Origin of the sequence: Nonomuraea cavernae, from assembly GCF_040655715.1 — a bacterium.
In the GTDB taxonomy this organism is placed as follows: domain Bacteria; phylum Actinomycetota; class Actinomycetes; order Streptosporangiales; family Streptosporangiaceae; genus Nonomuraea; species Nonomuraea cavernae_A.
Genome location: NZ_JBFAKL010000022.1, coordinates 26,765 through 46,187, shown reverse-complemented (window position 1 = coordinate 46,187; position 19,423 = coordinate 26,765). Strand labels below are relative to the sequence as shown.

Genomic DNA, 19,423 nt, shown 5'->3' with positions numbered 1-19,423 from the left:
GATGGAGGATCACGCCTGCTCATAGGGGATTTTCGCGTGGGCAAACAGCGACATGTCGCGAACATGACAGCCAAAGCGCCTGATCACGCGTGGCGCGCCCACCCGCGCCGTCGCCGGCCACGGAGCGGGACCGGTCGCGGTCATCGCGTGGCGGGGAGGCCCGCCAGGAGGTCGGCGGTGACCCGGTGGAGCCGGTCCGCGGCGGCCGGGTCGAAGGCGGCGCCGGTCAGCGGGAGCGGCTTGCCGCGCATGAACGCCGTGGCGGCGGCCTCGGGCGGGTGGTCGAGGAGCCGCGCGATGGGCACGATCGCCTTGCTCACGGGCATGGCGAAGAACCTGGCGAGCACCTTGGTCAGGGAGCGCATCGGCTGGCGGAGCGGGTCCGCCATGCCGGTGTTCACGAACCCCGGGTTGTAGAGGACGTACCTCGTCCGGGCTCCGGGGTGCTGGGCGGGAAAGCCGGCTCCCAGCAGGTCGAGGCAGCGGGAGGACTGCATCGACGCGCGCATCCCCTTGTAGCCCTCGCGCAGTTGGAGGTCGTCCCAGAAGATCTGGCCGGGGAGGCCGCCGGGCCCGGCGAGGTTCATGATGACGGGCGCGTCCGCGCGCTCCAGCCGTTCCATCAGTCCTTCGCCGATGACGACCCGGCTGAGGTAGCTGAGCGCGAAGGTGAACTCCAGCCCGTCGGCGGTCTCCTCGCGGGCGGGCCGGAAGCGCTGCGCCCCGAAGACGAGCCCGTCCACCGCCTCCGTGGTCGCCGTCACCTCCTCGACCACCCGCCGCATGCCCGCCACGGTGCTCAGGTCGGCCCGCAGGAAGACCGCGCGCTCGCCCGCGCCGAGCGCCTCGGCCTCGGCGAGGAAGGCCCTGCCCTTCGACTCCCCGCTGGCGATGGCGATCACCCGGTCGCCGCGCTCCAGGAAGTGCAGACCCAGCCCTTTGCCCATCCCGTCCGTACCACCGGTGATGACATACGTGCGCATGCGTGAGCCTCCGAGAAATTAAGTCATCGGTCGATGACAAGAGACTCTAGATCGCACGGCAGACTAAGTCAACAACTGATGACTTATGCTGACTTCATGCAGCGACCCAAACGCCGTGACAAGGCGGCCACCCGCGCGGCCCTCCTCGACGCCGCGCGCCTCAGGTTCGCCCGGCAGGGCTATGACGGCACCGGAGTGCGCGAGATCGCCGGTGACGTGGGCGTGGACCCCGCCCTGGTGTTCCGCTACTTCGAGTCCAAGGACCGGCTCTACGCGGAGGCGGTGCACACCGAGCTCCCCACCGGCCTGGCCTCCGGGCGGCCACTCACCGACCTGGCCGCCACCCTGCTGCACGACGTGGTCTTCGCGGACTGGGAGGAGTTCGACGGCGAGCATCCGCTCCTGGTGATGCTGCGTTCCTCGGGCCGCGCCGCCGTACGCGACCGGCTGCGCCAGGAGATCTGCGAGGGCTACCTGAAGGACTTCACCGAGCGCATGGGCGGTGACAATCCCGCCCTGCGGGCCGAGTTGGTCGGCGCGCTGCTGCTCGGCCTCGGCGTGATGCGCTCGCTCGCCGGCACTCCCGCGCTGGCCGATGCCGGCTTCGAGGAGACGCGCGAGCTCGTCACCCGCGTGGTGGCCGCCCTTTCGGAGGAGGGTCCCCCAGCCGCCGGCTGAGGGACCCGCCACGTCACTGCTGGGTGATCTTGACGTCGTCCACGCCCGCCTCGACCAGGCTGGCGCCCGAGGCGTCGGCGGCCTCGATCACGATGCGGACGCTCTGCCCGGCGAAGGCGGAGATGTCCGCCGTGGCCGTGCCCCAGGCCCCGTCACGGTCGGTGGCCGCGCCTGCCTGGGTGAACACCGTGGCACTGGAGGAGCCCACGACCCGGACCCGGAAGAAGTCCGCGCTGGAGGAGTTGCTGCCGTGAGCCAGATACCACGACAGCGAGACCTTCAGCACCCCGCTGGAGGGCAGCGTGATCGCCGGTGACCGGATCGACGAGAGGCCGCCGTCGAGGTCGTTCGCGCCCGCGCTCGACCCGGCCAGCCGCCCGGTGACCAGGTCGTTCGTCCCGCTCACCGTGGTGCCGAGCTGCTTGGCGCCGCTGGAGGTGGTCGCCTCGGGGTCGCCCCGCTCCCACAGGCCCGTGGTCGCGGTGTCGGTGCCGTCGGGGTTGGTGACCCAGCCGGTGCTCGTCTCGAACGTGTCCGACCACACGGTGACCGGCGGCACGGCGGTGCCGAGCGTCCACACCGCGTGGGCGACGGCGTCGGCGTTGCGGTCCAGCGCCGTGTCGTTGATGTTGGCGGTCGTGTCGCAGGCGCGGTGGTAGCAGGGGTCGAACGCCTGCCCCGCCGTGCCTCCCCAGAGCTGGGCCTGGGCGGTCGACTTGATCCCCTCCGCGCCGGTGAACGTGCCGCCGGCGGCGATGCCGACCGCGATGAACGGGCCGTAGTCGGAGCGGCCGTCGAAGTCGGTCCCCCGGGTGGGCACACCGATGGAGCCGAAGTAGGACGCCAGCGTCTGCTCCAGCTCGGCCGACCCCGCCGGTCCGGGGCCCGAGCCGACGCCGTCGGAGTTGTCGCCGTCGTACAGGAAGTAGCCGGCGTTGGGCGAGCCGACCATGTCGAAGTTCAGGTAGCCCTTGATCTTCGCGCGTTCGGTGGCGGGCAGGTTGTTGACGTAGAACTGCGAGCCGCGCAGCCCCAGCTCCTCGGCGCCCCACCAGGCGAACCTCAGGTGCTTGGACGGCTGCAGCGCCTGACGCGAGACCTCCAGCGCGACCTCCAGGATCGAGGCCGACCCGGAGCCGTTGTCGTTGATGCCGGGCCCTGCCGTCACGCTGTCGAGGTGGGCGCCGGTCATCAGGATGTCGTTCGGGTCGCCGCCGGGCCAGTCGGCGATGACGTTGTAGCCGGTGGCGCCGTTGTAGGTGAAGGACTGCAGCGTGGTGGTGTACCCGGCGGCGTCGAGCCGTCCCTTGACGTAGTTGGCCGAGGCCAGGTAGCCGGGGCGGCCGTGCGCCCGGTTGCCGCCGTTGGCGGTGGCGATCGTCTGGAGCTGGGTGAGGTGGGCCTTGACGTTCGCCAGCGGGATGTTGGGCGGCGCCACGGCCACGGCCGCCGCAGGGGACGCCACCGTGGACGCAGCTGGGGACGCCGCCGCCGGCGCGGTCAGCGCCAGTGGGACGAGCAGGACTAATGCGCCTAACGTGGTGTGGAGCAGCTTCATGGCTTCCTCCGTTTGGGGGGTAGGACAGAGGAGTGCTCGCCAAGGGGGCGGCCGGGGGTGCGCCGCTCCGTCCTGGCCTATCTGCGCGCCGCCCGAACGTAACGAGCCACGCTCATCTTGAGAAGGCCCAGAAATCACTCCGCGCCCCGGCCGGCCGGAAATCAGAACGGGCGGCTTCGCGTTCAACATCCGTATCATCGGACATCGGAGGTTTGAGGGATGTTGCGGGCGTTCTTCAGGACCGAAGCGGGAAGCACCAGCGTGCTTCTGGGCGCGACCCTGCTGGCTCTCATCTGGGCCAACTCACCCTGGGGCGACACCTACGACGCCTTCTGGCACACCCAGATGGGCCTGTCGTTCGGCACCGCCGACTTCTCCCTCGACCTGCGCCACTGGGTCAACGACGGCCTGATGGCGATCTTCTTCTTCCTCATCGGGCTGGAGATCTCCTACGAGGTCCGGCTGGGTCAGCTCACGGACCGGCGGCTGATCGCCGTCCCGGCCATCGCCGCGCTCGGCGGCATCCTGCTGCCCGCCGGCGTCTACCTCGCGCTGAACGCCGGCGGGCCCGGCGCGGGCGGCTGGGGCATCCCGATCGCCACCGACACGGCCTTCGTGCTGGGGCTGCTCGCCATCGTGGGAGCCAGATGCCCCGACCCGCTGCGGGCGTTCCTGCTCACACTGGCGATCGTGGACGACGTGCTCGCGATCATCGTCATCGCGATCTTCTACACCGAGAGCCTGTCCGTCGTCGCGCTGCTCATCGCCGCGGCGCTGCTGGCCGCGATCATGACGTTGCGGTGGCTGAAAATCTGGCGGGCGCCCGCGTACATCGTGCTGGGGTTCGGGTTGTGGGTGGCGACGCTGGAGAGCGGCGTGCATCCCACGCTGGTCGGCATCGCGCTGGGCGTGCTGGTCTTCGTGTACGCGCCGAGCGAGTACAAACTGCTGGCCGCGGGCGAGGCGGTGCACGAGTTCACCAACGACCCCAACCCCCGCGCGGCGCGCGAGGTGGCGCGGCGGGTGCAGCGGGCCGTCTCGGTCAACGAGCGGCTGCAACTACGGCTGCATCCGTGGAGCGCGTACGTGATCGTGCCGGTGTTCGCGCTGGCCAACGCCGGGGTGCGGCTGGACGCCGAGACGCTGCGCCAGGCCGCGACCTCGCCCATCGCGATCGGCGTGGCCCTCGGCCTGCTGTTCGGCAAGTTCGCCGGCATCGCGCTGGGCACCTGGCTGCCGCTGCGCCTCAACTGGGGCGTGCTGCCGGGAAACCTGGTGTGGGGGCAACTGTTCGGCGGCGCGGCGGTGTCGGGCATCGGCTTCACGGTGTCGCTGTTCATCGTCGACCTGGCCTTCGACGACACCGCGCTGCACAACCAGGCCAAGATCGGCATCCTGGCCGGCTCCCTGCTGTCGGCGCTGGCGGGCTGGATCATCTTCCGGATGGCCTGGGACCGTGGCGGGGTGTGCGCGCCGCCCGAGGCCGAGCCGGAGGAGGAGCTGCCCGACCGGCTGAGCGTCCCGGTGGGCCCCGGCGACCACGTGCGCGGCCCGGCCGGCGCGAAGGTGACGATCGTCGAGTACGGCGACTTCGAGTGCCCCTACTGCGGCCGGTTGCACCCGATTCTGCGGGAGCTGCTCAACGAGCGGCGCGACGTGCGGCACGTGTTCCGGCACCTCCCGCTCCGCACCATCCACCCGAGGGCCTTCCCGGCGGCGCTGGTCGCCGAGGCGGCGGCCGAGCAGGGCAGGTTCTGGGAGATGCACGACGTCCTCTTCGCCAACCAGCGGGCCCTGACCGACGCCGACCTGGCCCGCTACGCCGCCGAACTGGGCGTGGACCCCTGGCCCGACCCCGCCCGGCAGACCGCGCGGATCGCCGCCGACGAGGAGTCGGGCCGCACGAGCGGGGCGCGCGGCACGCCCACGCTGTTCGTCAACGGGGTCCGCTACCAGGGCAAGCTGGACCGCGTCTCGATCTCCCGGGCCATCGACGAGGCCCACGCTCGGGCCAACGTGGCCGCGGCCGAATCCGATCCCAGCAGTTAACCGATATGTCCAGCCGCACTGGGCATAGCGTACGAATGTGACAATGGCCGTGTAGCCCAGCCCCCTGCCCGCGTTCCGAGGAACCATGACTCCAGAGCGTCCCGGCCCCCAGGAACCCGATCCCAGCCGGACCGTCAGGCACCGCTGGCCGCATCCCGCCCCGCCGGAGCAAGGCGAGCACGGCACGCAGCGCCTGCCCTACACCCCCGACATGCTGCCCGACGTCCCCCAGTACGAGGCCAGGCCCAGCAGGTCCGGCTGGTGGTGGGCGATCGTGGTGGGCGGCCTCGCGGTGCTCGTGGCGGCGCTGGCCGTGGCCGCGATCCTGTGGATGCGGGCCCAGGACGATGCCCAGGCGCCGAAAGGGCCGGTGGGAGCGCCCGCGGGCCCGCCGCGCGTGACGGACACGCGCGCCCACGTCTCCTACCTCTTCCCGGCGGGCTGGGCGAAGGCCGGCGACCCGGCGTTCACCTCGGGCATCTCGCGTGACGGCGCGACCGTGGTCGCGTTCCGGCAGGAGGGCCCCGCGCTGAGCCCCGAGCAACTGCAGGCCAGGGCCGGAACCGTCGCGATGGAGACCGCCCGGCGCCTGCTGCCCGCCATCGACAGCGGCGAGGACACGCGCACGCGGCCGCTGGAGCTCGGCGGCCTGCCCGCGGCGACGGCGTCGTTCCGGGTGGTCTTCGCCGGCGCCGGCGAGGACCCCGCCTACGTCCGCCTGGTGGCGGTGCAGGCGGATGGCGCGATCTCCTTCGTCTACGGCAACGCGAAGCCCGACGGCGAGGCGGCCCGCCAGGCGCTCGACGCGATCCTGGACAGCGTCACGCCCGCACGAACTCCATGATCCAGTTGGTCTCCCAGGTCTGCTCGCCGTCCACCGAGAAGGCCTGCTCCCACCGGCAGGCGTCCTCCCCCAGGACGGTCCAGACGAAGCGGCAGCGCACGGGCCTCCCCTCGTCGGTGTCGTCGGCGTAGAACTCGCCCCGGTGGCCCTCGAATCGGCCGACCATGGGCGGCAGGCCGAGGATCCCCGTGACGCTGCTCGCCCAGTAGATCGACCACAGCTCGGTGGCCGGGTCGTAGATCCGGAGCGTCAGGCCGGCGTAGCCCTTGGTCGGGAAGACGATCTCGTCGAAGTTGGCGGCGCCGTCGAAGGCGCGGGTGATGACGGACCGGCCGGGGAACTCGTCCCACTCGTCGCTGCCCGCGAGCCGCTTGACGAGCCGGGTGTTGGTCACGTTCCAGGTGCCGATGAGGAAGTCGAAGTCGTTCATGGGCGAAACCGTAGGGCAGGGTCACTGACAGGTAATGTCAGTGAATATGCGCGCATCTCGCCTCGTTTCGATCCTGCTCCTTCTGCAGACGCGCGGCCGTATGACCGCCCAGGCCCTCGCCGAACGGCTGGAGGTCTCGGTCCGGACGATCTACCGCGACGTCGAGTCGCTGCACGCCGCCGGCATCCCCCTGTACGGCGACGCCGGCCCCAGGGGCGGCTACCAGCTGCTCGACGGCTATCGCACCAGGCTGACCGGGCTGACCCCCGACGAGGCGGAGTCGCTGTTCCTGGCCGGGCTGCCGGGACCCGCGGCCGAGCTGGGGCTGGGCGCGGTGGTGACGGCCGCGCAGCTCAAGCTGATGGCCGCGCTGCCCGAGGAGCTGCGTGACCGGGCGGGACGGATCCAGCAGCGCTTCCATCTCGACGCCCCCTCCTGGTACCGCGACCAGGCCCCTGTCCCCCACCTGCCCGCCGTGGCCGACGCCGTGTGGAACGAGCACGCGCTCCAGGTCAGGTACCGCCGGTGGAAGGCGCCCCAGGAGGTGGACCGGCGGCTGGAGCCGTACGGGCTGGTGGTCAAGGCGGGGCGGTGGTATCTGGTGGCGCGCTCCGGCGAGCAGGTGCGCACCTACCGGGTCTCGCAGATCCTTCGCCTGCGGCCGTTGCCCGAGCGGTTCACCCGGCCCGCGGACTTCGACCTGGCCGCCTACTGGCAGGGCTACCTCGCGGAGTTCGAGGCCCGGCTGCGCTGGGGGCGGGCGGTGGTCCGGCTGTCGCCGGACGGGCTGCGCCGCCTGGCCGACCTGATGACGCCCGGTGTGGTCACGGCGGCGGGGGCCAGCGCCGAGCCGCCCGACGCGGAGGGCTGGACCCGGGTGACGGTGCCGATCGAGTCGATCGACCACGCGGTGGGCGAGTTCCTCAGGCTGGGGGCCGACGCCGAGGTGATCTCCCCGCCGGAGCTACGCGAACGGGTGCGCGCCGCCGCCGGACGGATCGCCCTGCTCTATCGCGCCGAGTAAGCGGCCCGCAAGCGCGGCCGGGATTCTGGACGATCAGGGCGAATCTGGAATTTCATCTTTCCGACTTTGTGTTGGTATCTTGCCAACGGCGCGTCGGCAAGTCGGGGCGCTCGTCCGTCCCCAAGAATCCCTTCCGTGAAGGAGTGCCATGTTCCTGGCCTGGCGCGAGCTGGTCTTCGCCCGCGCACGTTTCGGCCTGATGGGCGGAGTCGTCGCACTCATCGCGATCCTCGTCGTACTGCTGTCCGGGCTCTCCTCCGGGCTCGTCAACGACGGCGTCTCCGGGCTCCAGCGGTTGCCCGTCACCGCGTTCGCGTTCGCCGAGGGCACCAAGACCGACTCCGCCTTCTCCCGCAGCACCGTCAACGTGAACCAGGCCGAGGCGTGGAAGGGCCGCGACGACGTCGGCGACGCCGCGCCGTTCGGCAACATGCTCGTCAACGCCAAGGCCACGACCGCCGCCGGCGCCCAGGTGCCGATCGACCTGGCCCTGTTCGGCGTCGACCCCGGCTCGTTCCTCGCGCCCACCGTCTCCGACGGCGCCGGGCTCGGCGACCCCAACGGGATCGTGGTCAGCCAGACCGTCCTGGACGAGGGCCTGGCCATCGGCGACACCATCGTCATCGACCGGCTGGGCACCCGGCTCAAGGTCGTCGGCACCACGGGCGACCAGCGCACCTTCGGGCACGTCGACGTGGCGTACCTGCCGCTGCGCGCCTGGCAGCAGGTGCACGCCGGGGCCGGGCCGGGCGACGAGGCGCGTGAGGGGGCGTACGAGGAGGCCACGGCCATCGCCCTGCGCGCCCGGGACGGCGACCGGATCGACCTGCCCGGCGGCGACGCCGCGGCGGGCACCACGAGCATGACGCTCGACGCGTCCTTCAGCGCCTCCCCCGGCTACTCCGCCGAGACCTCCACCCTCACGCTCATCCAGGTCTTCCTGTACGCCATCTCCGCGCTCGTCGTCGGAACGTTCTTCACCGTGTGGACGATCCAGCGCAAGCACGAACTCGCCGTCGTACGGGCCATGGGCGCCTCGACCGGCTACCTCATGCGGGACACGATGATCCAGGCGACCGTCATCCTGACCGTGTCCACCGCCGTGGGCTTCCTGCTGGGGCTGGGCGGCGGCACGCTGCTCACCACGACCCCCATGCCGTTCGCGCTGGAGGCGGGCCCTCTCGTCTTCGCCGCCCTGCTCCTCATCGGCCTCGGCCTCGCCGGTGCCGCGGCGGCCGTGGGCCGCATCGTCCGCGTCGACCCGCTCGCAGCCCTGGGAGGGCAACGATGACCACCCGCTCCACGTCCCCGCACCCCGACTCCCGCCGGGCCGGCGCCCAGGAACGGGCTGGCCTGCTGGTGGAGGGTGTCACCCTGCGCCTCGGCGACGGCGACGCCACGGTCACCGCGCTCGACGACGTCGACCTCGACGTGGCGTCCGGCGAGTTCGTCGCCATCGTCGGGCCGTCCGGCTCCGGCAAGTCGAGCCTGCTCGCCGTCGCCGGCGCGCTCACCACACCCGACACCGGCCGGGTCCTGCTCGACGGCGCCGACATCTCCCGGGCGAGCTCCCGCGAGAAGGCGCGCCACCGCCGCGAACGGATCGGCTTCGTCTTCCAGTCCGGCAACCTCATCCCGGCCCTCACCGCGCTCGACCAGCTCCGCTTCGCGCTCGACGTGGCGGGCAAACGCGCTGGTGACGGTCATGACCCGCGAGAGCTGCTCGACCGGGTCGGCATGGGTCACCGCGCCGGGCACCGCCCCCACCAGCTGTCCGGCGGCGAGCGGCAGCGGGTGGGCATCGCCCGCGCGCTCGTCACCCGCCCGGCCGTGCTGCTGGTGGACGAGCCGACCGCCGCGCTCGACCGCGCCCGCAGTGACGACATCGTCAAGCTGCTCGCGCACGAGACGCACGAGTCCGCCGTCGCGACGATCATGGTCACCCACGATCACGACGTGCTCGGTCACTGCGACCGCGTCCTGTCGATGGTGGATGGGAGACTGTCGGAGTAAGCCGACCATGCTGGAGGAGGGCAGGTGCCACGCATTCAGGCGTCGACCGTCGCCGAGCATCGGGCCGCCCAGCACCGGGCGCTGCTCGACGCGGCAAGGGAGATCCTCGCGGAGACCGGCCGGCCTCCGACGCTGAGCCGGGTCGCGGCGCGCGCCGGGCTGGCCCGGCCCAGCCTCTACCAGTACTTCCGGTCATCGGAAGACCTGCTCAACGCCGTGGTGGAGGACGTCTTCCCCCGCTGGTCGGCCCGGGTCGCCGCCGCGATGGGCGCCGCCGCGACCCCCGCCGACCGCGTGCTCGCCTACGTGCTGACCAACTTCGAGCTCATCACCGAGGGCGAGCACGCGCTGGCCACCGTCCTCGCGGAGGTCGCGCCGGGCGACACGGTCGCCGAGCAGAGCCGTGCCATGCACCGGCAGTTGCTGGAGCCGCTCGTGGAGGCGCTGGGCCACCTCGGCGTCCCCGCGGTGCCCGAGACGGCGGAGATGATCAACGCCATCGTGTTCGCCGGGTCCCGGTTGATCGAGTCCGGCACCGAGCTACAGACCACCTGGGAGTCCGCGCGGGCCCTGCTGGAGCCGTTCGTGCGCAGCGCGGGCGAGACGACGTCCTGAGCGGGCCGTCTCGTCTCCACCAGGACGAGACGGCTCGACAGATGTTGTGCCGCCCGCCGGATGCACGCGACGAATACCCGGTCCGTGAGCTCCCGCCCCCCACCTAGCATCGTCGGCGAAACGGGCTCTATGCCCGATAACGGCTTATGTCGCACTGGGAGCTTTTGTTGCCCGCTTCGATGCACTTTCCGCGATCTGTCGCCTCGCGTTCCGGGGACAACCTTCACCAACTGCCTGAATTCCGCGACACGCAGGTGCTCGGCCTGCTGCCGGACACCCTCGGGGCTGACGCGGACATCACCTTCGGCGAGGTCACGATCGCGCCCGGCCAGGTCGTGCCGACCCACAGCAACGGGCACGCCGAGGCGATCTTCATCGCCGAGGGCACGCTGCGGCTGTGGCGGCCGGGCGGTTCGGTGGAGCTGTCGGCTCCGGGCGCCGCCTACTTCCCGCCCGGCGAGGCGCACTCCATCGCCAACATCGGCGCCGAGCCCGCGCGGTTCCTCGTCGCCTACGCCACCGGCGGCCACGAGAAGACCGTGACCTCCCGACTGCTGCCCGACACGGCGCTGATATCGGGCGCGAACCCGAACACCGCCCCGTCCACGGCCCTGTTCGACCGGTGGGCGGTCGCCGAGGACATGGTCTCGTGGGTCCCGGTCGAGCCGTCGAAGGGGATGCGGCTGCGCTGCCGCTACCTGCTGGAGCCGGCGTCCGGCACCAAGGAGTTCGTGATCGGCACGGCGGGCGTCGACCCGCACCTGCACTACACCATCCACCGCCACGCCCCGGCGGAGATCTACCACGTGCTCGAAGGCACCGCGACGATCTACGTGGATGACGACGCCTACGAGGTGGGACCGGGTGACACGGTGTACGTGCCGGCCTGGGCGCCGCACGGCATCGACACCGGCGACTCCGAGCTGCGCATGTACTGGTTCTACACACTCGACGCCTGCGACGGCACCTGGGCCTGGGAGCCGCTGGAGCCGGTCTACTCCACGCCCCCGCGCCGCCCGCTGGAGACGGGACCTCGCCGGGGATGTCACATCTGATGGGCCGCATCCTCTTCACCGGCGGCCAGGTCTTCGACGGCACCGGCAGCGCTCCCGAACGCGCCGACGTGCTCGTCGAGGACGGCGTCATCGTCGCGGTCGGCACCGGCCTCGCCATCGGCGACGGCGACCGGGTGGTGGACGCGACCGGCAGGATCGTCCTTCCCGGTCTGATCGACACGCACGTGCACCTCACGCTCTCCGACATCAACCTGGTGAACCGCGTCTCCAACCCGTTCTCGCTGCACTTCTTCCAGGCGGTGGTCAACTGCCGCAAGACGCTGGAGACCGGCATCACGACCGTGCGTGACGCGGCGGGCGCCGACCTCGGCCTGAAGCAGGCGCTGGCGCGCGGCCTGATCGAGGGTCCGCGCACCCTGATCGCGGTGAACATGATCAGCCAGACCGGCGGGCACAACGACGGGCACCTGAGCTGCGGCGTGGACCTGGCCCTCTTCGCCCAGCATCCGGGCGTGCCGTCGGGAATCGCCGACGGCCCCGACGAGATGCGCCGGACGGTCCGCGCCATGCTGCGGGCCGGCGCTGACGTGATCAAGGTCGCGACCACGGGCGGCGTGCTGTCTCCCTCGGACGACCCGCGCCACGCCCACTTCCGCCCCGATGAGCTCGCGGTGCTGGTCGCCGAGGCCAACGCGGCGCACGTGCACGTGATGGCGCACGCCCAGGGCGTGGAGGGCATCAAGAACGCCGTACGCGCGGGGGTCCGCTCCATCGAACACGGCATCTTCCTCGACGACGAGGCCATCGGCCTCATGCTGGAGCACGGCACCTGGCTGGTGCCCACCCTGATCGCGCCGACGTCGGTCATCGAGGCGGCCCAGCGCGGCGAACTGCACGAGCCCGCGGTGCTCGACAAGGCGCTCGAAGTCGCGTCCGTGCACCGGGACGCCGTCGCCAGGGCCATCGAGGCGGGCGTCAACATCGCGCTCGGCACCGACACCGGAATCGGCCCACACGGCGACAACCTGCGCGAACTACCGCTGCTGGCGGAGTGCGGGCTGCCCCCGTACGCGGTGTGGGCCGCGGCCACCTCCCGGGCCGCGGAACTGCTCGGCCTCGCGGACCGGATCGGCCGCGTCGCGCCGGGCCTGACGGCGGACCTGGTGCTGCTTGAGGGCGAACTGACCGATCTGTCCGACCTGCGGGGCCGAGTGACCGAGACCTGGCAGGCCGGCCGCCGCGTGTACAACCGAGGAGAGGACGGCACCCGCTGATGACCGCCGACCAAGTCACGACGTCCGGGGCGCACGAGCAGGGAGCGTCGTCTCTCGCGTCGCTGCGGTCCTTCCAGGACTACCACTGGCTGAAGCTGAAGGTGTTCTACCAGGCGGTCGAGCGCCAGCACGGCGCTCCCGGCCTGGAGGCGATCGCCCGGGGAGTCCGCCAGGAGGGCGTCTTCCGCGGCACGGCCATGCGCGATCAGGCCGCCTCGTTCGTCACCGGCCGCGACCCGGCCGCGCTGCTCGAACACTGGGACAGCGGCGAATGGGAGCTGGCCGCCGCCGATGGCGAGCTCTCGGTCGCCACCGACGGGCCGGCCGTCGTGCTGACCCTGCCGGAGGCCCCCGGCCGCGCGTACCTGACCGAGCAGATCGGCGAGAGCGCCGCGCTGTCCGCCCTGCGCCTCTACTGGCCGGAGCTGTCGGCGGGCATCGCGACGGGTTACGGCGCCGGGGTGGGCATCGAGGCCGACGACGCCGCCGCCCGTCCCTGGCGCCTGCGCGTCACGGGCGCCGACCCGGCGCAGCGGGCGCCGCGCCTCGGCGCCCTGGCGGCGGATCCGGTCCGGCTGATCGAGGTGAACCGGCGCACCACCGGCCTGCTCGCGGCGATGCAGATGTACATCTCGCGGGAGCTGGTACGGGCCTACGACGCCTCCGGCGAGGAGACGATCCGGCAGGCGGCCTACCGTTTCGGCGCCGACCGGGGCGGTGCGATCCGGGACCGCATGCTCGCCCTCGGCAAGCCGCTGACCATGGCCAACTTCGCGAGCACCGAGGGCCTGCAGGAGCGCGACCCGAGCGAGGCGGTCTTCGTCTTCAAGGAGCGCCAGCACATCAGCGACGGCGCCTACTACCTCGACTGCACCTACTGCCCCCTGGCGGAGGTCTGGGCGTCGGAGGGCGAGGAAGGACTGCGGCTCGGCTACCTGTTCGACTCCTCCAACCACCGGGGGCTCTTCCAGGGCTACAACCCAGAGACCGAGGTGCGCTGGACGTCGGTGAAGTCCCGCGGCGACCAGATCTGCAGGTTCCGCTTCACCGTTCCCGGGCTGCTCACCGAGGACGATCCCACCCCCGAGGAGTTCGACCGTCTGGGCTAAATATCGCTTTAATTGCTATTTGCCCAGGTAAGAGGGTTTTGCCCCTACGATGGCGGCATGATTGCCGAGCTGCAACGCATCGCCGACCGGCTGGGGGCGGCCCTTGACCGGCCGGTGGCGATCGACGACACGCAGCTCCGGCAGTACGTCTACACCTACCATCCCAGCGGCAACGACCCGGCCCGTGAACAGGCCATCCTGCGCCGTCACGCCGGGCCCGACATCCTGCGCTGGATCACCGTCCACCGGGCCCCGGAACGCAAGGGCGCCTTCCTGCTCCCCGCCAACCCCACCATCGGGATGACCTGCCCGCGCTGGGCCGCGGTCGCGCGCGTCGGCGGCAAGGCCGTGGCCTACATCTGGGTGCAGGTCGACGATCCCGAGCTGGCCGAGTCGCGGCGACGGCGGATCGAGGCCGCCGCCGCGAGCGTCGCCGAGGTTTTCCAGCGCCAGCGGCACATCGACGAGCTGCGCAGCCTCAGCGAGCGGGAGAGCCTGATCCGGTTGCTGTCCGACGACACCGAGGCCCGGGTCCGCGCGGTCGAGCGCATCGCCGACGCGGACCTCTTCCGGCACGAGTGGCCGGCGGCCGTGGCGGTGTTCCTGCCCGTCTCCGGCACCGGCGCGGGGCTGGGCGAGGCGGAGCGGGCGAGCCTGTCGGCGGCCCTCGAATCAGTGCGGATGACGCTTCCCGCGAGGCAGACCCTGAGCCTGGTACGCCAGAACCACGGCCTCCTGGTGATGGCCAGACCGGACGACGGGGCGACGCCGAGGCACACGCTGGACCAGAGACTCGCCGAGACGGCCCGGGAGAAGATCGAACTGGCCCTGTCGGCGACCGGTCCGTTCACCGTCTGGGCCGGCGTGGGCAACGCGTGCCCGCGGCTCACGGAGCTGGTCGCCTCCTACCGGGAGGCGCTGCGCGGCGCCCAGGTGGCCGCCTCCCTCGGCAGTATGGCCCGGACCGTGCACCACACCGGCCTCGGGGTGTACTCCCGCATCGCGCAACTCGTGAACGACCAGCCGGAGGAGGTCGTCCTCCACCCCGGGATCCGCCTGCTGATCGACCGCGAGAGCGTGGGCGCCCCGCTGGCCGAGACGCTGGAGATCTTCCTCGACAACGCGGGAGACGTGGCGCGCTCCGCCCAGCGGCTGCACCTGCACCGCGCCTCGCTCTACGGGCGGCTGCGCCGCATCGAGGAGCTCACCGGCCTGGACCTGGGCAACGGCCACGATCGCCTGGTCGCCCATCTGGAGCTGAAACTGGCGCGGCTCCTGCGGTTGCGGCAGCCGTCCGGCATGGACGCGACCGGCGCCGCGAGCACCGGCGCGCCCACGTTAGGCGACTCGTAGTCGAGCGTACGCCGGCGGCCGGAACGCCCGCCGGTCCTGATCCCTGCCCTCGGCGCGCCTGCCGGTTCGCGTCGCGTTGACAAATGTCGCTCCACCCGTCGCGACGTGCAACATCTGTCGGCAGTCAGCGGAATGTCACTCTGCGAAGATTCCGGCAATCCCACCCCTTCCCTGGAGGTTCGATGACTGCTCTCCACCGGATCCCGCCCCGGCGGGCACTGCGCGCTCCACTGTCGTGTTCCAGGTAAGGGGCGGACGATGAACCGTACGACGAAGCTGCTCGGCCTCGCGCTGACCGCCACGCTCGCACTGACCGCGTGCGGCGGCTCCGGCGACGCCGGCGCAGGCTCGGGCGAGACCACCGCCAAGCCCGCCGGGACCTGGGCCAGCGCCGATCCGGCGCTGGCCGAGGAGCTCAAGGCGGCCGGGTTCACCGGCGCCCTCAAGGGCGCGACCGACCTCACGATCGGCATGCCGTGGGCGGTGGACGAGGGCGGCAAGCCCGCCGGACTCGACATCGACCTGGCCGAGGCCCTGGGCGACGTGCTGGGCACCAAGCTCGACCTGCAGAACACCAGTTTCGACAGCCTGATCCCCGGGCTGGCGGCGGGCCGCTACGACGTGACGATCTCCGCGATGCTCGACAACAAGAAGCGCCAGGAGCAGGTGGACTTCGTCGACTTCATCATCGACTCCTCCGGCTTCGTCGTCCCCGCCGACAGCGACATCACCGACCTGACGCTGGAGACCAGCTGCGGCCGGACCATCGGCGTGGTGCGGGGCAGCGCCGAGGAGATGTACCTGTCCGAGCAGAGCACCAAGTGCGAGCAGGACGGCAAGCCCGCCGTCAAGCTGCAGGTGTTCCAGCAGCTCCAGCAGGGCATGCTGGCCGTCACCAGCGGCCGCATCGAGGCGCTGTGCGGCGACAGCCTGCAGAACGCCTACCTGGAGGCCAAGCCCGACTCCAAGATCAAGCAGGTCGGCGGGGCGATCAACGAGGCGCCGGTGGGCATGGCCCTGCCCAAGGGCAGCAAGCTCGTGCCGGTCCTGCAGAAGGCCCTGCAGAAGCTCGTCGACGACGGCGCCTACCTCAAGATCCTGGAGAAGTACGGCGTCGCGGACGGCGCGCTGACCAAGATCACCGTGAACGATGCCCGCAGCTGACCGTACGACCACCCTGGACGACGGCAACGCGGCGGGGGACCCGCAGGGGCACGGCGACGATGTGCGCGCCGTGCCGCTGCGGCACCCCGGCCGCTGGGTCGCCTCGGCACTCGTGCTCGTCGTCGCGGTGGCGGTCGCCTCCTCCCTCGTCACCAACGAACGGTTCCAGTGGGACGTCGTCGGAGAGTACTTCTTCTCCTCGGCGATCCTGTCCGGCCTGTGGACCACGCTCTGGCTGACCGCGGTGTCCATGACCATCGCGGTGGTCCTCGGCATCGTCATCGCGCTGATGCGGCTGTCGCCCAATCCGGTGCTGAAGGGCGGCGCCAACTTCTACACGTGGTTCTTCCGCGGCACTCCGCTGCTGGTCCAGTTGATCTTCCTGTTCAACATCTCCGCGCTGTATCCCGTGCTGACCGTCGGCGTGCCGTTCGGCCCCGAGTTCTTCGACATCCCGGCCAACGACATCCTCACTCCGGCGCTGGTCGCCATCATCGGACTGTCGCTCAACGAGGCCGCCTACATGGCCGAGATCGTGCGGGGCGGCATCAACTCCGTCGAACACGGCCAGACCGAGGCCGCCCAGGCGCTCGGCCTGCGCCGCTCGGTCATCATGCGGCGCATCGTGCTGCCACAGGCCATCCGGGTCATCCTGCCGCCCACCGGCAACGAGACGATCTCGATGCTGAAGTACACCTCGCTGATCAGCGTGATCGCGATGCCCGAGTTGCTCTACTCGGCGCAGGTCATCTACTCGCGGACGTACGAGACGATCCCGCTGCTGATGGTGGCCAGCCTCTGGTACCTCATCGTGACCAGCGTGCTCACCCTCGGCCAGGCCTACCTGGAACGCAGGACGTCACGCCACCGGCGGACGACCGAGACCTTCCTCGGCGGCCTGCTGCGCCGCCTCCGGCCACACGACACGCGGGTAGCCGCGGGGAGGGAACGCCCATGACGACTTCCCAAGCGTCCGCGACCCCGCCCGCGGTCCGCATCCGCGGCGTCCGCAAGTCCTTCGGCCGGCTGGAAGTGCTGCGCGGCATCGACCTGGAGGTCTGGCCCGGCGAGGTCGTCTGCCTGATCGGGCCGTCCGGCTCGGGCAAGTCCACGCTGCTGCGCTGCGTCAACCACCTGGAGAAGGTCGACGGCGGCCGGATCGAGGTGGACGGCGAGCTCGTCGGCTACCGCCGCAAGGGCGACAAGGTCTACGAGCTGAAGGACCGCGAGATCTGCCGCAAGCGTGAACAGATCGGCATGGTCTTCCAGCAGTTCAACCTCTTCCCCCACATGACCGTCCTCGGCAACGTCGTCGAGGCGCCGGTACGGCTCGGCAAGATGCGGCAACGCGAGGCCGAGGCCGCCGGCCGCGCACTGCTGGCCAGGGTCGGCCTCGCGGAGAAGGAGGCGGCGTACCCGAGGCAGCTCTCCGGGGGCCAGCAGCAGCGGGTGGCGATCGCCCGCGCGCTGGCCATGCGCCCGCGCCTGATGCTCTTCGACGAGCCGACGTCGGCGCTGGACCCGGAGCTGGTGGGCGACGTCCTGTCGGTGATGGGCGACCTGGCCCGTGACGGCATGACCATGATCGTAGTCACCCACGAGATGGGATTCGCCCGCGAGGTCGCCGACCGGGTGGTGTTCATGGACCAGGGGCGGCTCGTCGAACAGGGCCACCCATCCGAGATTTTGGAACGCCCGAGCCACGAACGGACCCAGGCCTTCCTGCGCCGGGTCCTCTAGCTCGGGACAGGAAGGAGACAAGGATGACCGCACGCGAGGAATGGCTGCGCGCACATGACGTGGCACACCTCAAGGAGCCCGGCATCGTGCTCAACGGCAAGTTCGAGGACCGTTTCGAGCCCCGGGTGTGGAACTGGCTGCGTCCCTGGGACTTCGACTCGTCCTTCGACGTCGGCCTGGTGGGCGTGGGCCTGTCGACGACGTCGATCCTGCCGACGAGCTGTTTCGCGGCGCCGGACGCGCTGCGGCTGTCCACGCCGTCCTTCACCACCTACAGCCCCGACTTCGACGTGGACCTGACCAGCATGACGGCCCGGGACCTCGGCGACATCGCCGTGCCGGTGCTGGACCAGTACGAGGGCCTGCGCCGGATCGAGGACACCATGTCCGCGCTGTGGCAGGCCTCCGGTGACTCGTTCCTGGTGCTGATCGGCGGAGACCACGCCATCACGGCGCCGGCCGCCCGCGCCTTCGCCCGCACGCATCCCGGGCAGAAGCTCGGCCTCATCCACTTCGACGCGCACAACGACGTACGGGTCATGGACCACGGCCCGACCAACGGCACGCCGATCCGCCAACTCCTCGAATCCGGCCTCCCCTTCTCGGGCAAGAACCTGGTGCAGGTCGGCATCCACGGCTTCATGAACGCCAGCTACTACAAGCGGTGGGTGGAGGGCCAGGGCGGCACCATCATCACCGGCCGCCAGGTGCGCCGCGCGGGCATCGACGCCGTGATCGAGCAGATGGTGCAGATCGCCGGCGACGGCACCGACGCGATCTACGTCACCGTGGACGTCGACGTGCTGGAGCTCGGCTACGCGCCCGGCACCGGAGCGGCCACCCCCGAGGGCCTGCACCCGGTCGACCTGTACGAGGCGCTGTACGCGCTGGGTCAGCATCCGAAGGTGGCGGCGATCGACTTCGTGGAGCACGACCCGTCGCGGGACGTCTCCGCCATGACGGGCCGCACCATGACCGGCGGCCTGCTCAGCTTCCTCGCCGGCCTCTTCCTGCGCCGCAACGACGGCTGGCGCGGCTACGACCCGACCCCCATCACCGACGGCGACTGACCATCCACCGCACGGTCACCGCCACCCGGTGTGCTGTGGCCGGACGTGGTGACGGCCGATGGGGAGCATCAGCGGGCGGCCGGAGACGGGGTCTTCGATGACGCGGCTGTCGAGGCCGAAGACGGTGCGGACGCTGTCCTCGGTGAGAACCTCGGCCGGCGTGCCGGAGGCGGGGAGACCACCGTCGGCCAGGGCGACGAGGCGGTCGGCGTAGCGGGCGGCGATCACGATGGTGGTGCGTCTGGGCGGCCTCCAGGGCGGCCGCCACCACGGCGTCGTCCTTGTCGTTCCACCGGGAGAAGATCCCCTGGTGGGGGTGGCGGCCCACGGCCGACGAGGTCGAGCCGGGCCAGGGAGCGCAGGAGCGTCGATTTCCCGCAGGCGTTCGCGCCGACGATGACCGCGATCTCGCCGGGCGGCACGAGCAGGTCGAGGAGGCCTCCGGCCGAACAGAAGAGGGCCGGTAGCGAGCAAGAAACTCGCCACCAGCCCTCAACCAGAAC

18 protein-coding genes and 1 pseudogene are annotated in these 19,423 nt (G+C 71.2%); 15 read left to right on the top strand and 4 right to left on the bottom strand.

Annotated elements, in window-relative coordinates; translation table 11 throughout:
• Positions 1 to 140: 140 nt before the first annotated feature.
• A complete protein-coding gene (locus AB0I38_RS28275) occupies positions 141 to 983 on the bottom strand; it encodes an SDR family NAD(P)-dependent oxidoreductase (protein ID WP_358480321.1) in 843 nt (280 codons plus the stop codon).
• A 96-nt stretch (positions 984 to 1,079) separates the two neighbouring features.
• Between AB0I38_RS28275 and AB0I38_RS28270 the strand changes: the two genes are divergently transcribed.
• Positions 1,080 to 1,661 carry a TetR family transcriptional regulator gene (locus tag AB0I38_RS28270; protein WP_358480315.1) on the top strand — a complete coding sequence of 194 codons (582 nt, stop codon included), beginning with the start codon at positions 1,080 to 1,082 and terminating at the stop codon, positions 1,659 to 1,661.
• Between the two features lie 13 nt (positions 1,662 to 1,674).
• On the opposite strand, the gene AB0I38_RS28265 is transcribed toward AB0I38_RS28270, so the two are convergent.
• Entirely contained in the window at positions 1,675 to 3,219 is a 1,545-nt protein-coding gene (locus AB0I38_RS28265; RefSeq protein ID WP_358480309.1) for a M28 family peptidase, read from the bottom strand.
• 219 nt (positions 3,220 to 3,438) lie between these two features.
• Between AB0I38_RS28265 and nhaA the strand changes: the two genes are divergently transcribed.
• Both nhaA and AB0I38_RS28255 read left to right on the top strand, forming a co-directional pair.
• Complete coding sequence (gene nhaA / locus AB0I38_RS28260) at positions 3,439 to 5,268, top strand: Na+/H+ antiporter NhaA (protein WP_358480305.1); 1,830 nt, start codon at positions 3,439 to 3,441, stop codon at positions 5,266 to 5,268.
• Between the two features lie 85 nt (positions 5,269 to 5,353).
• Complete coding sequence (locus tag AB0I38_RS28255; RefSeq protein WP_358480300.1) at positions 5,354 to 6,112, top strand: hypothetical protein; 759 nt, start codon at positions 5,354 to 5,356, stop codon at positions 6,110 to 6,112.
• Here the strand turns inward: AB0I38_RS28255 and AB0I38_RS28250 are convergent.
• The gene (locus AB0I38_RS28250; RefSeq protein ID WP_358480296.1) at positions 6,090 to 6,542 is read right to left on the bottom strand and encodes a hypothetical protein; all 453 of its coding nucleotides are present in this window, start codon (positions 6,540 to 6,542) and stop codon (positions 6,090 to 6,092) included. The two genes, AB0I38_RS28255 and AB0I38_RS28250, sit on opposite strands and share 23 nt — an antisense overlap.
• 46 nt (positions 6,543 to 6,588) lie before the next feature.
• Here AB0I38_RS28250 and AB0I38_RS28245 point away from each other — a divergent pair, with 46 nt between their 5' ends.
• The 12 genes from AB0I38_RS28245 (at position 6,589) to AB0I38_RS28190 (ending at position 18,920) form a co-directional block, all read left to right on the top strand.
• Complete coding sequence (locus AB0I38_RS28245; protein ID WP_358480295.1) at positions 6,589 to 7,566, top strand: helix-turn-helix transcriptional regulator; 978 nt, start codon at positions 6,589 to 6,591, stop codon at positions 7,564 to 7,566.
• 148 nt (positions 7,567 to 7,714) lie between these two features.
• Complete coding sequence (locus tag AB0I38_RS28240) at positions 7,715 to 8,857, top strand: ABC transporter permease (RefSeq protein WP_358480290.1); 1,143 nt, start codon at positions 7,715 to 7,717, stop codon at positions 8,855 to 8,857.
• Complete coding sequence (locus AB0I38_RS28235) at positions 8,854 to 9,579, top strand: ABC transporter ATP-binding protein (RefSeq protein WP_358480278.1); 726 nt, start codon at positions 8,854 to 8,856, stop codon at positions 9,577 to 9,579. Before AB0I38_RS28240 ends, AB0I38_RS28235 begins: the two co-directional genes overlap by 4 nt.
• A 24-nt stretch (positions 9,580 to 9,603) precedes the next feature.
• Positions 9,604 to 10,194: a TetR/AcrR family transcriptional regulator gene (locus AB0I38_RS28230; protein ID WP_358480257.1), complete on the top strand. Its 591-nt coding sequence runs from the start codon at positions 9,604 to 9,606 to the stop codon at positions 10,192 to 10,194.
• 167 nt (positions 10,195 to 10,361) lie between these two features.
• On the top strand, positions 10,362 to 11,249 hold the full coding sequence (locus AB0I38_RS28225; protein ID WP_358480240.1) for a dimethylsulfonioproprionate lyase family protein: 888 nt from the start codon (positions 10,362 to 10,364) through the stop codon (positions 11,247 to 11,249).
• Positions 11,249 to 12,484 carry a metal-dependent hydrolase family protein gene (locus AB0I38_RS28220; RefSeq protein ID WP_358480234.1) on the top strand — a complete coding sequence of 412 codons (1,236 nt, stop codon included), beginning with the start codon at positions 11,249 to 11,251 and terminating at the stop codon, positions 12,482 to 12,484. Before AB0I38_RS28225 ends, AB0I38_RS28220 begins: the two co-directional genes overlap by 1 nt.
• Positions 12,484 to 13,593, top strand: coding sequence for an L-2-amino-thiazoline-4-carboxylic acid hydrolase (locus AB0I38_RS28215; protein WP_358480230.1), 1,110 nt, complete (start codon positions 12,484 to 12,486; stop codon positions 13,591 to 13,593). The genes AB0I38_RS28220 and AB0I38_RS28215 overlap by 1 nt, the downstream gene beginning before the upstream one ends.
• Before the next feature lie 57 nt (positions 13,594 to 13,650).
• Positions 13,651 to 14,946 carry a PucR family transcriptional regulator gene (locus AB0I38_RS28210; RefSeq protein ID WP_358480220.1) on the top strand — a complete coding sequence of 432 codons (1,296 nt, stop codon included), beginning with the start codon at positions 13,651 to 13,653 and terminating at the stop codon, positions 14,944 to 14,946.
• 258 nt (positions 14,947 to 15,204) lie between these two features.
• Positions 15,205 to 16,110, top strand: a complete 906-nt coding sequence (locus tag AB0I38_RS28205) for an ABC transporter substrate-binding protein (RefSeq protein WP_358480216.1) — start codon at positions 15,205 to 15,207, stop codon at positions 16,108 to 16,110.
• Positions 16,097 to 17,068, top strand: a complete 972-nt coding sequence (locus AB0I38_RS28200) for an amino acid ABC transporter permease (protein WP_358480210.1) — start codon at positions 16,097 to 16,099, stop codon at positions 17,066 to 17,068. The genes AB0I38_RS28205 and AB0I38_RS28200 overlap by 14 nt, the downstream gene beginning before the upstream one ends.
• Positions 17,065 to 17,850, top strand: coding sequence for an amino acid ABC transporter ATP-binding protein (locus AB0I38_RS28195; RefSeq protein WP_358480197.1), 786 nt, complete (start codon positions 17,065 to 17,067; stop codon positions 17,848 to 17,850). Before AB0I38_RS28200 ends, AB0I38_RS28195 begins: the two co-directional genes overlap by 4 nt.
• Positions 17,851 to 17,873: 23 nt before the next feature.
• Positions 17,874 to 18,920 carry an agmatinase family protein gene (locus AB0I38_RS28190; protein ID WP_358480186.1) on the top strand — a complete coding sequence of 349 codons (1,047 nt, stop codon included), beginning with the start codon at positions 17,874 to 17,876 and terminating at the stop codon, positions 18,918 to 18,920.
• Between the two features lie 15 nt (positions 18,921 to 18,935).
• Here AB0I38_RS28190 and AB0I38_RS28185 read toward each other — a convergent pair.
• Positions 18,936 to 19,420: pseudogene (locus AB0I38_RS28185) on the bottom strand (ATP-binding cassette domain-containing protein).
• Positions 19,421 to 19,423 lie beyond the last annotated feature (3 nt).